General features: G+C 71.4%; 13 protein-coding genes. 8 read left to right on the top strand and 5 right to left on the bottom strand.

The annotated features are described in order from the left end of the window. Positions 1 to 20 precede the first annotated feature (20 nt). A complete protein-coding gene (locus CIK06_RS00160; protein ID WP_095563093.1) occupies positions 21 to 1331 on the bottom strand; it encodes a low temperature requirement protein A in 1311 nt (436 codons plus the stop codon). A gap of 179 nt (positions 1332 to 1510) precedes the next feature. On the opposite strand from CIK06_RS00160, the gene CIK06_RS00155 reads away from it, so the two are divergent. The 3 genes from CIK06_RS00155 (at position 1511) to CIK06_RS00145 (ending at position 3688) form a co-directional block, all read left to right on the top strand. Further along, entirely contained in the window at positions 1511 to 2410 is a 900-nt protein-coding gene (locus CIK06_RS00155) for an SDR family NAD(P)-dependent oxidoreductase (RefSeq protein WP_198348055.1), read from the top strand. 29 nt (positions 2411 to 2439) lie between these two features. Next, positions 2440 to 3030 carry a TetR/AcrR family transcriptional regulator gene (locus CIK06_RS00150; protein WP_095563092.1) on the top strand — a complete coding sequence of 197 codons (591 nt, stop codon included), beginning with the start codon at positions 2440 to 2442 and terminating at the stop codon, positions 3028 to 3030. Between the two features lie 70 nt (positions 3031 to 3100). After that, entirely contained in the window at positions 3101 to 3688 is a 588-nt protein-coding gene (locus CIK06_RS00145) for a maleylpyruvate isomerase N-terminal domain-containing protein (RefSeq protein ID WP_095563091.1), read from the top strand. Here the strand turns inward: CIK06_RS00145 and CIK06_RS00140 are convergent. Then, complete coding sequence (locus CIK06_RS00140; RefSeq protein WP_095563090.1) at positions 3678 to 4544, bottom strand: N-acetyltransferase; 867 nt, start codon at positions 4542 to 4544, stop codon at positions 3678 to 3680. The genes CIK06_RS00145 and CIK06_RS00140 overlap by 11 nt on opposite strands. A 231-nt stretch (positions 4545 to 4775) precedes the next feature. On the opposite strand from CIK06_RS00140, the gene CIK06_RS00135 reads away from it, so the two are divergent. The 4 genes from CIK06_RS00135 to CIK06_RS00120 are packed head-to-tail and all read left to right on the top strand — an operon-like array spanning position 4776 to position 8720. After that, positions 4776 to 5810: an iron-siderophore ABC transporter substrate-binding protein gene (locus CIK06_RS00135; RefSeq protein WP_095563089.1), complete on the top strand. Its 1035-nt coding sequence runs from the start codon at positions 4776 to 4778 to the stop codon at positions 5808 to 5810. Further along, positions 5810 to 6853 carry an iron ABC transporter permease gene (locus CIK06_RS00130; protein ID WP_095563088.1) on the top strand — a complete coding sequence of 348 codons (1044 nt, stop codon included), beginning with the start codon at positions 5810 to 5812 and terminating at the stop codon, positions 6851 to 6853. Before CIK06_RS00135 ends, CIK06_RS00130 begins: the two co-directional genes overlap by 1 nt. Beyond that, a complete protein-coding gene (locus CIK06_RS00125; RefSeq protein WP_095563087.1) occupies positions 6850 to 7905 on the top strand; it encodes an iron chelate uptake ABC transporter family permease subunit in 1056 nt (351 codons plus the stop codon). The genes CIK06_RS00130 and CIK06_RS00125 overlap by 4 nt, the downstream gene beginning before the upstream one ends. Continuing rightward, entirely contained in the window at positions 7902 to 8720 is an 819-nt protein-coding gene (locus tag CIK06_RS00120; RefSeq protein WP_095563086.1) for an ABC transporter ATP-binding protein, read from the top strand. Before CIK06_RS00125 ends, CIK06_RS00120 begins: the two co-directional genes overlap by 4 nt. Here CIK06_RS00120 and CIK06_RS00115 read toward each other — a convergent pair. Next, positions 8705 to 9286 (bottom strand): dihydrofolate reductase family protein, encoded by a 582-nt coding sequence (locus CIK06_RS00115; protein ID WP_095563085.1) that lies wholly within the window; start codon positions 9284 to 9286, stop codon positions 8705 to 8707. The two genes, CIK06_RS00120 and CIK06_RS00115, sit on opposite strands and share 16 nt — an antisense overlap. Before the next feature lie 66 nt (positions 9287 to 9352). Continuing rightward, positions 9353 to 10204 (bottom strand): helix-turn-helix domain-containing protein, encoded by an 852-nt coding sequence (locus CIK06_RS00110; RefSeq protein ID WP_095563084.1) that lies wholly within the window; start codon positions 10202 to 10204, stop codon positions 9353 to 9355. 107 nt (positions 10205 to 10311) lie between these two features. On the opposite strand from CIK06_RS00110, the gene CIK06_RS00105 reads away from it, so the two are divergent. Next, positions 10312 to 11175 carry a Calx-beta domain-containing protein gene (locus CIK06_RS00105; RefSeq protein WP_157756547.1) on the top strand — a complete coding sequence of 288 codons (864 nt, stop codon included), beginning with the start codon at positions 10312 to 10314 and terminating at the stop codon, positions 11173 to 11175. Here CIK06_RS00105 and CIK06_RS00100 read toward each other — a convergent pair. After that, entirely contained in the window at positions 11149 to 14295 is a 3147-nt protein-coding gene (locus tag CIK06_RS00100; protein WP_095563082.1) for a BTAD domain-containing putative transcriptional regulator, read from the bottom strand. The two genes, CIK06_RS00105 and CIK06_RS00100, sit on opposite strands and share 27 nt — an antisense overlap. Positions 14296 to 14394: the final 99 nt, after the last annotated feature.

Below are 14394 nucleotides of genomic sequence, written 5' to 3'. Positions count from 1 at the left end.
CGGCCGATCGTCCGCCGTGCTCAACCGTCGCGGGGTGCCAGCCGGGGATCCAACCCCATGGCGCGCAACGTGTGCGGATAGCCGACCCGCTCGTGTCCCACCACCTCGACGACGCAGGAGAGCGACACCAGCGCGATCACCGCGACCAGCGCGACCAGGTGCGCGTCGCGGGAAAGGTCGATCGGGTCGTGCGGATCGACCGCGCCGGCGACCAGGATCGCGGCGGCGATCGGCGCGAGCGTGCACATGAACAGCGGGAGGTGCGAGGCGTCGAACGAGCGCACCACAAGGCTCCAGAGCAGGTAGACGAGAAACACCACGACCGCGACCGGTACGGCCAGGGCGAGCGTGATCTCCAGCAGGGACAGCGTGTGGCCCTCCACCCCGTCCGCGGCGACCCGCAGGCCGGCGCCGACCGCGGCGATGGCGCCGAACAACGGCAGGTGGGCGTTTCGCCAGCCGAAGGTCCGCGCCGGCCACCGCTCCAGGACCGTGTGCGCGGGTATGAGGTAGTACGCCCACCAGAGCCCGGCGGCGCTGAACAGCCCGGACGCGGCGATCACCACCGCCGCCACGGACCAGCCGCTGTCGCCCACCAGGACGCCGACGGCCGCGACCGTGGCCGCGACGACCTCGCCCAGGGTGATGAGGGTGAGCAGGCCGAACCGCTCCGCGATGTGGCCGGCGTTCCACGGCGCGGGGCCGATCCGGCGCTCGATGACGACCGGTGCGATCAGTTCGGCGGTCCCGAGGACGCCGAGGGCCACGATGGTGGGAGCCGTGGGCAGGCCGGGCAGCGTCGTGAGCACCCAGCCGATCTGGGCGACGATGATCACCACGGCGTACGCGGTCGAGGTTCGCCGGTGCTCGGGGTCCTCCCGCGCCGCCCGCAGCCACAACCCGATGAGCGGCACCCGCATGATGACGTACCCGACGACCAGCAGGACGTTGTTCGGGCTCCCGCCGTGCGCGGCGTGGGCGAAGCTCACCGGCAGGCCGAAGGTGAAGACGACGACGCCGACCATCTGCACGACGGTCGCGACGCGGAAGAGCGCGTCGTCGTTGCCGTAGGCCGAGCTGAACCAGGTGAAGTTCAGCCAGGCCCAGGTCACACCGAAGATCGCGAAGACGTACGCGCCCAGACCCGGGCCGAGGTCGCCCTCCAGGACCGCGCGCGCGAGCAGGTCGGCCGCCATGCCGAAGGCGATCACATAGATCAGGTCGTAGAACAGCTCCAGCGGGGTGACCGAGCTGGGACCTCGACCGGACATCGGGCGCAGCCGATGCCGCAGGTCCTCCTGCAGTCGCGATACGAACTCCGCCTCCGTCATGCCCTCATCCTCGGGCACGCGGCGCCAACTTTCAGGCCACGGCGGACCGCGCCAGGTCGCATCCGAATCCGGTGCTGACGGTGCGATGAGCGCCACACCCGGATAAGCGGATAGACAATCCGATTCGCTGCTACGGTCACCGCAAGTGGATAGTCTATCCGGATCAAGGAGTGTGGGCTGTGCAGCAGCAGGCGATCGTCACGGCGGGGACCGGCGGCATCGGCTTGGAAACGGCGCTCGGGTTGGCGGCGGCCGGCTTCGCCGTCACGGTCGTCGGGCGCGACCCCGGCCGGGGTGCCCGAGCCGTCGAGCGGATCACCGCGACCGCACCGGCACACCCGGCCCGCTTCCTCTCCGCCGATCTGGCCTCCCTCGACCAGGTCCGCGCGCTCGCCGAGCGCATCGCGGCCGAGCACGCCGGCTCGGGGACACCGCTGAAGCTGCTCGTCAACAACGTGGGTGCGATGTTCGCCGAACGCCGCGACGTCGCCGATGTCGAGGCCTCGTTCGTGGTCAACCACCTCTCGCCCTACCTGCTGACCGAACTGCTCCTGCCCACGCTGTCGGCCGGCGCGCCGAGCCGGATCGTGAACGTGACCTCGGGCGCGGTCGGTGTGGCCAGGCGCGACTTCGACGCGGTCGAGCCGCCCGGGGGCTACTACGGGTTCCACTGGTACGGCCGGGCGAAGCTAGCCAACCTGGCCTACACCCTCGACCTGGCCGCACGGCTGGCCGGATCGGGGGTGTCGGTCTTCGCCGCCGACCCGGGTGGCGCGGCGACCGACATGACCACCGGCACGATGGACGACCCGCGGATCGTCTCGCCGGGCCTGCGCCTGCTGTGGCCGCTGGTGCGGCGCAGGTTCGCCCGATCGACCGCCGGGCCGGCGTCGGTGGCCGCCCGGCCGTCGATCATCGCCGGCACCGCGGCGACACTCGACGGCCGAACCGGAGTCGTGATCGGCCCGGACGGGCGGCCGGCGGCGCCGTTCCGACCCGCCACCGACCATCGCCTCGTTGCGGCCGTACGCCGGCTGAGCGAGCGGTACGCGCCGGTCACGGCGGCCTGGCGACCGTGAACGGCGGGCGGTCCACATAAGCTGATCCCATGACCGGTCCGCCACTGCGCAGGGACGCCGCCCGCAACTGGGACCGGATCGTCGCCGTGGCCCGCGACCTGGTCGACGAGCACATTCCGTTGCAGCTCAACGACGTCGCCCGGCGCGCCGGACTCGGTGTCGGCACCGTCTATCGACACTTCGCCACGCCCGAGGCGCTGCTGGAGACCGTCGCCCTCCCGTGCCTGGAGAGGCTCGCCGGGTACGGCGAGGAGGCGGTGCACGACACCGATGCATGGCGGGCGCTGACCGGCTTCCTGATGCACACGGTGGAGGCCCAGGTCGGTGACCCCTCCCTGGCCACGGTCTCCGCCGCCACGCGGGACGCCCTGCCCCGCACCACCGAACTCAAACGGTCGCTGCGGTCGGCCGGCAGCACACTGCTGGCGCGTGCCCACGACGCCGGAGTGGTGCGCGCCGACCTGACCGCGGCCGACCTGGTGCCGCTGATGTGCGGGATCGCCTACGCCGCCGAGGTGCACCGCGAGACACCGGCCGAGCGAACCGCCACGGCACGCCGCTACCTCCGCACGATGTTGGAGGGGCTGCGGGCCACGGCACCGTCGACACCGCCCGGCTGACCGCGAACGGCCAGGACAGGGGGTACGGCGTGCCGGCGCGGAATTTGGCAGGCTTCCCGTCATGCGCCCGATGGACAACCGCGATGTCGATCAAGCCGTGGCCGAGATGGTAGGGGTCCTCGCGCCGCACCGATCCGCGGACTGGCGGCAGCCGGCCGGCACCCTCGACTGGAGCTGCTGGAAGACGGCCGCCCATGTCGCGCACGACCTTCTCGCCTACGCCGGGCAACTCGCTGCCCGGCCCGGGTCCCGCTACCTTCCGTTCGACCTGGTGGTACGCGATGACGCGTCCCCCGGCGACCTGCTGGAGATTGTCGGCGGTGCGGGACGGCTGCTGAGCGGCGCGCTGGCCGCTTCGGACCCCTCGGCACGCGCCTGGCACTGGGGACCGACGGACCCGAGCGGATTCGCGGCGTTGGGCGTGAACGAGACCCTGGTACACACCCACGACATCACCGAAGGGCTCGGCGTCCGCTGGCAGCCACCCGAGTCGCTCTGCGCCGCCGTACTCACCCGCCTCTTTCCGGACGCGCCGGCCGGAGATCCGGTACGGGTGCTTCTCTGGTCCACGGGACGCGCCGACCTTCCCGGCCGGCCCCGACCCACCTCCTGGGTGCTGAAGGCCGCGCTCGGACAGGGGCGTGCGGTCAGCGGGTGAAGGCGAAGTCGGTGACTGCGGGCAGGCGGCGAAAGCCAGCGGATGCGTAGGTCGCGACGGCACCCTCGTTGGCCGTCCGGGTGGCGACGGTGGCGCTGGAGGCGCCCATGTCACCCAGGGCCGAGACCGCGGCGAGGGTGATCGCGGTGCCGTAGCCGTGACCGCGATGGTCGCGGTGAACACCCATCGGCTCCAGGAGGCCGGCACGGCCCACACCGGCCGACCAGACCGTGACCGCCGCCACCGCGTTGTCCCGGTCGTCGTATCCCACCAGGCACCGAGCGTGCCGGTATGCCGGCGACCGCGACATCACGGTCCACCGGTCGGCGGTGAAGGTCGAACGGTCGAAGGCCCCGCGCTGCACCGCGACCCGGTCGGCGACCCGGTCCTGACCGACCGTCTCCACCCGCAGATCGGGGACCTCGACGGGGTCCCGTAGATCGTGGACCAGCGGCGTCCACGGCTCGTCATCCACCCAGCCACGCTGGTGCAGCAGCGACCGCAGGGCCATTCCGAACCGGGCCTCCACCACCACCCTGTCGCCGGCCAGCACGGGTCGGGCGGGATCCTCCAGGTCGCGCACGAGTGTCTGCGCGAGTTCCTCATCCTGGTCCGCCGACGGCCGGACAGCCATCCGGATCAGCGACGCCTCGTCGAGAAACCCGATCGCCACGACGGTCTCCCGCACCGTCCACACGCGTAGCGACCTGGCCAGCGCGGCTGCTCCGAATCGCCATTGCCACCCCAGGTCGCCCGGATGCAACTGGACCGGCAGGCCATCCTGCTGCCAGGACGCCAGGTCGGACAGGATCGCGTCGAGCGCGTGGGGATCCGGCGTCCTCAGGTCGACATGCATGTGGCGATCCAACCCCGTTGCCCGGCCGCGGCGCACTTCCAATACGCGGCCGCCCACCCGACCTGGACGCCGCGAGCGTCCCCGGATCGTCCGGGCATACCGCAGACGCGGATCGGCCGGTAGCCGGGGGTCCGCAGGTCAAGCGTGGATCACACCCTCTGGACGGAACGAGTTTTTAGGTTAGCCTAACCTTTTAAAAGCGAAGATTTCCCGGACACATATGGAGTTCTGATGCGTACCCCTTCCAGGGTCCTGGCCGTCGCGGCGTCGATCGCCGTCGCGCTGTCCCTCGGCGCTTGCGGAGACTCGTCGGAGGAGCCCGGGGATGCGTCCTCGGCCCCGGCGGCGGCGCAGTTCCCGGTCACCATCACCCATGCCTTCGGCACCACCACAATCGAGGCGAAGCCCGAACGGGTCGCCGCGGTCAACTGGGCCAACCACGAGGTCGCACTCGCCCTCGGCGTCGTGCCCGTCGGATTCGCCAAGGCGTCCTGGGGCGACGACGACGGCGACGGCGTCCTGCCCTGGGTGAAGACGAAGCTCACCGAGTTGGGCGCCGGCACGCCGGTGCTGTTCGACGAGACGGACAGCATCGACTTCGAGGCTGTCGCCGACACCACCCCCGACGTGATCCTCGCCGCCTACAGCGGCCTGACCAAGGAGGATTACGACAAGCTCAGCCAGATCGCGCCGACCGTGGCGTACCCCGAGGCGGCCTGGGGCACCTCGCTGGCCGACATGATCAAGCTGAACAGCCAGGCGCTCGGCCTCGCCGCCGAGGGTGACGCGCTCATCGCCTCGCTGAACAAGCAGGTCGCCGACGCGTTCGCCAAGTACCCGCAGCTGGCCGGCAAGAAGGTCATGTTCACCTACCTGGACCCGAAGGACTTCAGCCAGATCGGCTTCTACACCACGCACGACCCGCGGGCCGGTTTCCTGGCCGACATCGGGTTCGTCACCCCGTCCGCCATCGCCAAGAAGTCGGCCGAGTCCAGCGCGTTCTGGGAGACGATCAGCGCCGAGCAGGCCGACCAGTTCGCCGACGTCGACATCGTGATCACGTACGACGACCCGCAGGGCTCGATCCTCGCCGCCGCGCAGAAGGACCCGCTGATGTCGAAGATCCCGGCGATCGCCCGGGGCTCGGTGGCCGGCCTGCAGGACTCGACGCCGCTGGCGGCCTCCGCCAACCCGTCGCCGCTCTCGATCGGCTGGGGCATCGACAAGTACTTCGCCGCGCTCGCCGCCGCCGCCGACAAGATCTAGTGAAGACAGTCACCACCGGACCGTCGCCGGACGCCGTCACGACACGGCGGCCGGCGACGGTCCGTGCCGGCTGGTTCGCCGCCGCCGTCATCGTGCTGGCCCTCGCCTGCGCGGCGTCGATCGCGTTCGGCGCCCGGGTGATCAGCCCGGGCGAGATCGTCTCGGCGTTCACCGGCGGCGGGGACGGGGTGGCGGAGGCGGCGGTGCTCCAACGGGTGCCACGCACCCTGTTGGCCGTGCTGGTCGGCGCCGCGTTGGGCCTGGCCGGCGCCGTCATGCAGGGTGTCACCCGCAACCCGCTCGCCGATCCGCAGATACTCGGCGTCACCTCCGGGGCCGCGTTCTTCGTCGTGGTCGGGATCGCCTTCTTCGGGCTGTCCAGCCCGCTGACCTACGTGTGGGTGGCGATCGCGGGGTGCGCCGTGTCCGCCGCGTTCGTCTACACGATCGCCTCGATGGGCAGCGGTGGACCGACCCCGCTGAAGCTCGCGCTGGCCGGCGCGGTCACCGCGGCCGCGGTCAGCTCGCTGGTGAGCGTGATCCTGCTGCCCCGGATCAGGGTGATGAACGAGTTCCGGTTCTGGCAGATCGGCGGCGTCGGCGGTGCGACGTACTCCCGCGCCCTGATGATTCTGCCCTTCCTGGCGGTCGGTGTGCTGATCTGTGCCGCCTCCGCCCGCCGGCTGAACTCGCTGGCGCTCGGCGACGACGTCGCGGCCGGACTGGGCGAACACGTGATCCGGACCCGGGTCGTCGCCTCCGCCGGCTCCTTCATCCTCTGCGGCGCGGTCACCGCGGTGGCCGGTCCGATCGGCTTCGTCGGGCTCGTCGTGCCGCACATCTGCCGGCTGCTGATCGGCATCGACCACCGCTGGCTGCTGCCCTACTCGGCGCTGGTCGGCGCCATCCTGCTGACCGTCGCCGACGTGATCGGCCGGGTCGTGGCCCGGCCCTCGGAGGTCGACGTCGGCATCATCACCGCCCTGGTCGGCGCCCCGTTCTTCATCTACATCGCCCGACGGCAGAAGGTGTCGGCCATATGAGCAGCACGACGACCACCCGGAGCGTCGGCGCCGCGGAGATCGCCCGGGGTCGGGTCCGGCGAGCCCGCCGGGTGCGCACCGTCACCGCCGTCCTCGCCGTCCTCGTCGTCGCCGTCTACTGCCTGAGCCTGATGGTCGGCAAGACCTTCTACGGCCCGGACGAGGTGTGGCGGGTCATCATCGGCGAACGTGTCCGCGGCGCCACCTTCACCGTCGGCGTGCTGCGGCTGCCCCGAGCGACGCTGGCCCTGCTCACCGGCTTCGCCTTCGGGATCGCCGGGGCGATGTTCCAGACGATGCTGCGCAACGCGCTGGCCGCGCCCGATGTCATCGGCATCTCCTCGGGCGCCAGCGCCGCCGCCGTCTACGCGATCGTGATCCTGAAGATCCCCTCCGCGACCACGGTCTCGCTGCTGGCGATCGTCGCCGCGCTTGCCACGTCCCTCGCCATCTACCTGCTCGCCTACCGCGGAGGAATGCTCGGCTCCCGGCTGATCCTGGTCGGCATCGGCGTCGCCGCGATGCTCGACAGCGTGGTCAGCTACGTCATCATCCGGGCGGCCTCGTGGGATCTCCAGACGGCGATGCGGTGGCTGACCGGCAGCCTCAACTCGGCCTCGTGGGAGCAGGTGCGACCGCTGCTGGCGGCCGTGGTCGTGTTCGTCCCGCTGCTTCTCCTGCTGGCCCGCAACCTGGAGCAACTCCGGCTGGGCAACGACGCCGCGGCGGCGCTCGGGGTGCCTGTGGAGCGCACCCGGCTCGCCGCGATCATCGCCGCCACCGCGCTGATCGCGTTCGCCACCGCCGCCGCCGGGCCGATCGCGTTCGTCGCGTTCCTCTCCGGACCGATCGCGGCTCGGATCGTCGGGCCGGCCGGGTCGCTGCTCGTGCCGGCCGGACTGGTCGGCTCGCTGCTGGTGCTCGCCGCCGACCTGGCCGCACAGTACGCGTTCGGCACCCGCTATCCCGTCGGCGTGATCACCGGTGCGCTCGGCGCGCCGTACCTGGTGTTTCTGCTCATCCGCACAAACCGCGCGGGAGGCTCCCTGTGACCGCAGCCCACACCCTCGACGTCGAACGGGCCACCCTCGGCTACGGCGACCGGGTCGTCGTCGACGCGCTCGACCTGCGGCTGCCGCCCGGACGGATCACCGCCATCGTCGGCGCGAACGCCTGCGGCAAGTCCACCCTGCTCCGGGCCATGTCCCGGCTGCTGGCCACGCGCACCGGCCGGGTGGTGCTGGACGGCAAGGACCTGCACCGGCTGCCGACCAGGGAGGTGGCCCGGACGCTCGGCCTGCTGCCGCAGTCGCCGATCGCGCCCGAGGGCATCGTCGTCTCCGACCTCGTCTCCCGCGGCCGGCACCCGCACCAGCGGGTGCTCACCCGGTGGGGCGCGCAGGACGACGAGGCGGTGCACCGGGCGCTGGAACTGACCGGGACGCTACCGCTGGCCGACCGCCCGGTGGACGAACTCTCCGGCGGGCAGCGGCAGCGGGTGTGGATCGCGATGACGCTCGCCCAGCAGACCGACATCCTGATGCTCGACGAGCCGACCACCTTCCTGGACGTCTGTCACCAGGTGGAGGTGCTGGACCTGCTCGTCGACCTCAACCGGGAGCGCGGCACCACCGTACTGATGGTGCTGCACGACCTGAACATGGCCGCCCGCTACGCCGATCACCTGATCACGATGGCCGCCGGCGCGATCCACGCGCAGGGCAACCCCGCCGACGTGCTGACCGTGGAGACCGTCCGGACGGTCTTCGGCATGAACTGCGAGGTCATCGACGATCCGGTGTCCGGCAAGCCACTGGTGATCCCGATCGGCCGGCACGACACCCCGGCCGGTCAACGGAGCAGCTGATAGCGCAGGTGAAGCACCCGGTCGCCCGGAATCACCACGTCCGGATCCGCCAACAGGTGCTGTGCATCGACCGCGCCGAAGAAGCGCTTGCCGGCCCCGAACACGACGGGTACGACGTCCATGCGCACCTCGTCGACCAGGCCCGCGGCAAGCACCTGGCCACCAACGTCGCCGGCGGCGATCTCGACGATGCGGTCCCCGGCAAGCTCCCGTGCCCTGGCCACGGCCGCCTCGACGCCGTCGACGAAGTGGAACGGCGCCTCGGGGTCCCAGCCCTCGGGCGCCGGCCGGTGCGTCACGACGACCACATGGTCGATGCCGCTCGGAGGCTTCCCGTCCCAGCCGTCCGTCATGTCGAAGACGTGGCGGCCGACGACCGTCGCCCCGATCTGGTCCCAGTACGGCCGGGTGTAGTCGTAGGACGTCTGCGACACCTTCACGGCGCCGCTGGAGTCCAACGGGACGTCACCGCTGGACAACCAGTCGAACAGCGGCCCAGGCTGGTCATTCACGTCCGCGACGAAGCCGTCCACCGACACCGAGCCGTACATGACCACCTTGCCCACAGCGCCCTCCTCGGCTTCGGGATGCCCCCAAGCTAGCGGGTCGTGCGCCGCCGCTCTTGTAGAAAATCAATCGGCCGGCAACGGCCAGCCGTCCAGCGTGTGGCCGGGATGTTCGCGCAGGAACCGCCGCCGGACTTCGACGTACCGCGTCGGTGTGAGCCCGGTGAACGCCCGGAACTCGTGGCCGAAGTGGGCCTGGTCGAAGTAGCCCGCGGCATGGGCGAGTTCACCCCAGTCGACCGGTCCGGCGGGGTCGATCGCGAACGCGGCGGCGGCGAAGCGATGGGCGCGGGCCAGCCGCTTCGGCGTGACGCCGATGAGTTCCTTGAACCGCTGTGCCAGATGCGTGTCGCTGACACCGGCCGCCGCCCTCAGGTCGCCGACCGCCACCGCCCCACCGGTCGCCGCGATGACGCCGCTGGCGTGGCGGACCAGCCCCAGGCCGGCGGTTTCGCACAGCCGTCGCATCAGCTCCTCCTCCAGCAGCGTCAGCATCTCGTGCGGTCCGTCCGCCGTGGCCAGCCGATCCCGCAGGCCGGCAACAGCGGACCGGCCCCAGACCTGCTCCAGCGTCACCGGCCGGTCACAGAGTTCGACCGCGGGCATCGGCAGGAACGGCGCCAACCCCCACGGCTTGAAGTGCACACCGACGGACCGGGTGCCGAGCGGGTAGCCGAACTCCCACGCGCGGGTGGGCACGGAGACCACGCAGCCGTCGGCGTACTCGCCCGTCTCGATGTCGGTACCACCGCGGATGCGCAACGGTGCCCCGAGGTTGACGATGAGCAGCGCTGCCGGCGCCGCCGGCAGCGTCAGCCGGGCGTACGGCGGCGCACCCGCCAGGTGGTAGAGGTCGTCGATCAGCCCGTCCAGCGGCGGTCGCGGCACTCGGGACACGTACTCCACGCCGTACAGCATGGCCGATATCCCGCCGCGGCATCGTCGGCTCGCCCGCGAGCCGACCGCTCGGCCGTGGCCGCCGCGTCACAAGCTCCCCACAACCCGGCCGGTCGAGGATGCGGCTCATGAATACCAAGCTTCTGCGGCCAGCCGTCGCGGCCATTGCGCTGTCGACCGCGGCCCTGGTTCCCGTCACGCTTCTCGGTGGGCAGGGCAGCGTGGCCAGCCCGGCCTGCCAGCGAGTGGTATGGATCGATCCCCAAACGTCGGTACGCGAGGCGGCCGGCACAATGACGATGACCGTGCACACCGACGGCGCGTGTTCCGTGTCGGGTGCGGTGGCGGTCACGACGACTCCCGGCAGCGCGACCTCGGCCGATTTCTGGCTGCCCGACGGCGAGTTGCACTGGGACGAGGGCGACACCAGCAACCGCACCCTCTCCGTTGTCATCAACAACGACTCGCTGGCGGAGGCCCCGATCGAGGACTTCCAGGTCGCGCTGACGGCGATCGGCACGAGCACACGGGTGGCCGCGGCCATCGGTCAGGGCCGGATCCTCGATGACGACACCCCGTTCCTGCTGGCCGCGGTCGACGACGTGGCCTGCCTGAGATCGGACACGGGTATCGGTCCCTCGATTCCGACCATCATCTGCGGCCAGTTGACCGTCAACGTCCTGCCAGTCCCGGTGGTGTTCAACCGGCCCGCCCCGGCAGGGCTGGCCCTGATCGCCTACACGAGCAACGGCACAATGCTCGCCGGCACCCACTACCTGCCGGTCAACCAGTTCCTGGCGGTGGGCGAGGGCTGCCCGGTCAACCGTCCCGGCCCCTGCACCGCCGGCCCCACCAGCGTCAGCGTCAACGTGCAGCTGCTGGCCGCGCCACCCCCGGGCACCGCCGACAACTACTTCACGATGAACATCGTGCCCGTCAGCTCGGGAGTGACCGTCGTGGATTCGTCAGCACGAATGACCATTCTCTCCTGACATCGCGGCCCGGATGCCGGCGAGGTGGGCCAGGGTCGCGGTCTCCAGATCCCGGTCGTCGATCTCTCTGCTGAGCGCCAGCGCCCGCCGGAAGTGTCGGCGCGCGCTGGCGTGCTCTCCCCGGGAGCGGTGCACGAGGCCGATGGAGTTGGAGGTCTCCGCCTCCATCCATCGCTCGCCGATACGCCGGCGGATCGTCAACGCCTCCCCGAACGCGGCCAACGCCCGCCCCTGGTTGCCGGCCGCCATCTGTGCCTCGCCGATGTTCTGCAACACGCCCGCCTCCAGATGCGGGTTGCCGACCTCCCGGGCCAACGTGAGCGCTCTGTTCAGGTGATCCAGCGCGCGCCCGTACTCGCCCATCGAGGTGTGGACGTCGCCGATGTTGGCCAGGGCCAGCGCGACGCCCGGATGGTGGCCGTCGGCGGCATGGAGGTCGAGCGCCTGCTGGTGCATGGCGAGGCCCGATTCCAGATCGCCGAGTTGGCAGTGGGCGAGGGCCACGTTGTTGAGCACCATTCCCTGCCCGCGCCGGTCGCCGCACTCCCGCATCAGCTCCAGGGCGCGACGCAGGTGCACGAGCGCCTCCTCGTAATTGCGGATGGCGCAGCAGGCGACGCCCAGTCCGCTGAGCATCAGCCGCTCGCCGTCCGGATCCGGCGGTCGCCGGGCGGCGGCCAGGCCCTCCCGGCAGAGCTCCACCTGCTCCGACCAGTAGCCGCGATGCGTGTAGTAGCTGGTCAGCAGGTAGCACAGCTGCCAGGCGATTCGGCCCTGGCCGTGCCCGGCGGCGTGCCGCACCACCGGCAGGAAGTTGGCCCGCTCGTCGTCCATGTAGGACGGCGCACGGTCGGAATCAACCGGAAAGGGCGGTTCCACGCCCGGCTCCGCCGGCTTGACGCGAACCCGGTCGCGATGCGGTTCCAGCGCCCGGTTCGCGGCGTCGGCCACCATCAGATACCAGCCGAATATCCGGTCCACCGCGTCGGCGCCCTCGGCCGGCACCGCCTGCTCGGCCGCGTGCAGGCGGATCAGATCGTGGAATCGGTAGCGGCCGGTCGCCACCTCGGTGACGAGGTGGGCTGTCGCGAGTTCGTCCAGCGCCTCCTGCGCCGCCGGCCCGGTGACACCACCGGCAGCGGCGGCGAGGTGCGCGGTGAAGGTGGGACCCGGGTGGTGCCCCAGCCGGCGGAACAGGCGCGCGGCCGGCGGGCTGAGCGCCTTGTACGCGCTGGCGAACACCGTCCGGACGCTGCGGGAATCGCCGCGTACCGTCAGGGTTCCCAGGCGGTCGGGGCCGGTCAGGTCGGCGACGAGTTCCGCGATCGGGCGCCGCGGACGGCTGGCCAGTTTGGCGGCCGCGATCCGCAGGGCCAGCGGCATCCGGCCGCACAGCTCCGCGAGGTGCCGCGCCGGCAGGGGCTCCCGGTCGACGCGTTCGGGCCCGAGGACCCGGCCCAGCAGCACGGACGCGTCCTCGGCCGTCAGTACGTCCAGATCGATCGTGTTGACCTCGTGCTCGACCGCGAGACCGGCCAGGTGGTTACGGCTGGTCATGATCAGCAGGCTGGCCGAATCCGGCGGCACCAGCCCGGCCACCTGGTCGACAGCGCCGGCATTGTCCAGCAGGATCAACAGTCGCCGCCGGTGCAGCGTCGACCGGTAGAGGCCGACCCTTGCGACGACGCCGGTCGGGATCCGCGGCGCCGGGATGCCGAGTCCGCGCAGCAGGTGCAGCAGCGCCTCGGCCGCCGGCATCGCGGTCGAGGGGTCGTGTCCGCCCAGGTCGAGGAAGAGCTGCCCGTCGGGGAAGCGGTTGGCCGCGCGGTGCGCCCAGTGCAGGGCCAGCGCGGTCTTGCCCATCCCGGCCGGCCCGACGACCAGCCCCAACGGGCCGGCACTCGCGTCCGCCCCACCCTGCCAGCCGACCAGCTTGTCCAGTATGCCCAACTCGTTGACGCGGCCGGTGAAGTAGCCGGCCTGCGGAGGGAGTTGCGCCGGCCGAGGCGTACCCGACCCGGAGGGCCCGTCCAGGCCGATTCCGGGATCCCGGCGCAGCACGGCCGTGTGCAGTTGACGAAGTTGTGGGCCCGGCTCCACGCCCAGTTGGTCGGCGAGGTGTCGCCGCAACCGTGCGTATGCCTCGATCGCTCCGGCGGGGCGGCCCACCCGGTACAGCGCCGTCATCAGCAGACCGACCAGCCGCTCACGCCCGGGTTCCACGCTGAGCAACCGTTCGATCTCGCCAACGGCGGTCGCGTGCTCACCCAGCCGCAGTTGCGCGTCCCAGAGATCCTCCAGCGCACACAGCCGCGCCTCGGTGAGTCGCAGCGCCTCGGCCGCGCCCCACCCGACCGGGTCGGCTCCCTCCAGTACCGCTCCGCGCCACAGGGCCAGGCCGTCCCGCAGATGTGCCGCGGCGTCCGCGGGCTCACCCTCGGCCAACGCTCGCCGGCCCCGCGCCGCAAGCAGCTCGAACTGGACCGCGTCGACCTCGTCCGGGCGTAGGTCGAGCAGGTAGCCCGGTGCCCGGGTGACGAGCACACCAGGCAGACCGCACGCTTCCAACGCCTGCCGCACCCGCGCCACGTGCGAATAGAGCGTTCGCACCGCCGTCCTGGGCGGCGTCTCCCCCCACAATGCGTCGATCAACCGGGATTGGGCGACCGTGGTGCCGCTCTGCAGGGCGAGCAGACCGACCAGGGCGCGCTGCCGCACACCCACCAGGATTGCCGTTCCGGCCGGTCCCACCGCCTCCACCGGGCCGAGCAGCCGGACCCCTCGGCCGTTCGCGACCACCAGGGCATCACCCGGCAGCACCTGCCGACGGCGCTCGTCCACCCGATCCCGCACCGTCGCCAACGCCCCCTGCTCGGCCGGCGACGCACCCAGCAGCCGGACCAGCACGTCGAACCGATCCGTCGGCGGCAACGTCTTGCCCGTGAAGTAGTGCGTGATGATCCCCTGCGACCAACCTGTGCGGGCGGCCAGCGTCCGATAGGTCAGCTCCGGACCTCCTCGCTGCCGGGCCTCACGTCGGCGGAGCTGCCGCAGCATCCGGGCAAGGCCCGACAGGCTCTCATCGTCCGCCGCTCCGGCCCGAACCGGCTCGTGCGCCATCCGCCGCTCCACTCATTATGATCAATGTCTAACCTCACATTTTATTGTCCGAGCAGCCCACTTGGCGCATTCCCGCGCGACCCCGAGCGCGCAACGGCC

The organism is Plantactinospora sp. KBS50 (assembly GCF_002285795.1).
Taxonomy (GTDB): Bacteria; Actinomycetota; Actinomycetes; order Mycobacteriales; family Micromonosporaceae; genus KBS50.
The sequence above is the reverse complement of the archived record's forward strand: the minus strand, read 5'-3'. Positions and strand labels throughout refer to the sequence as shown.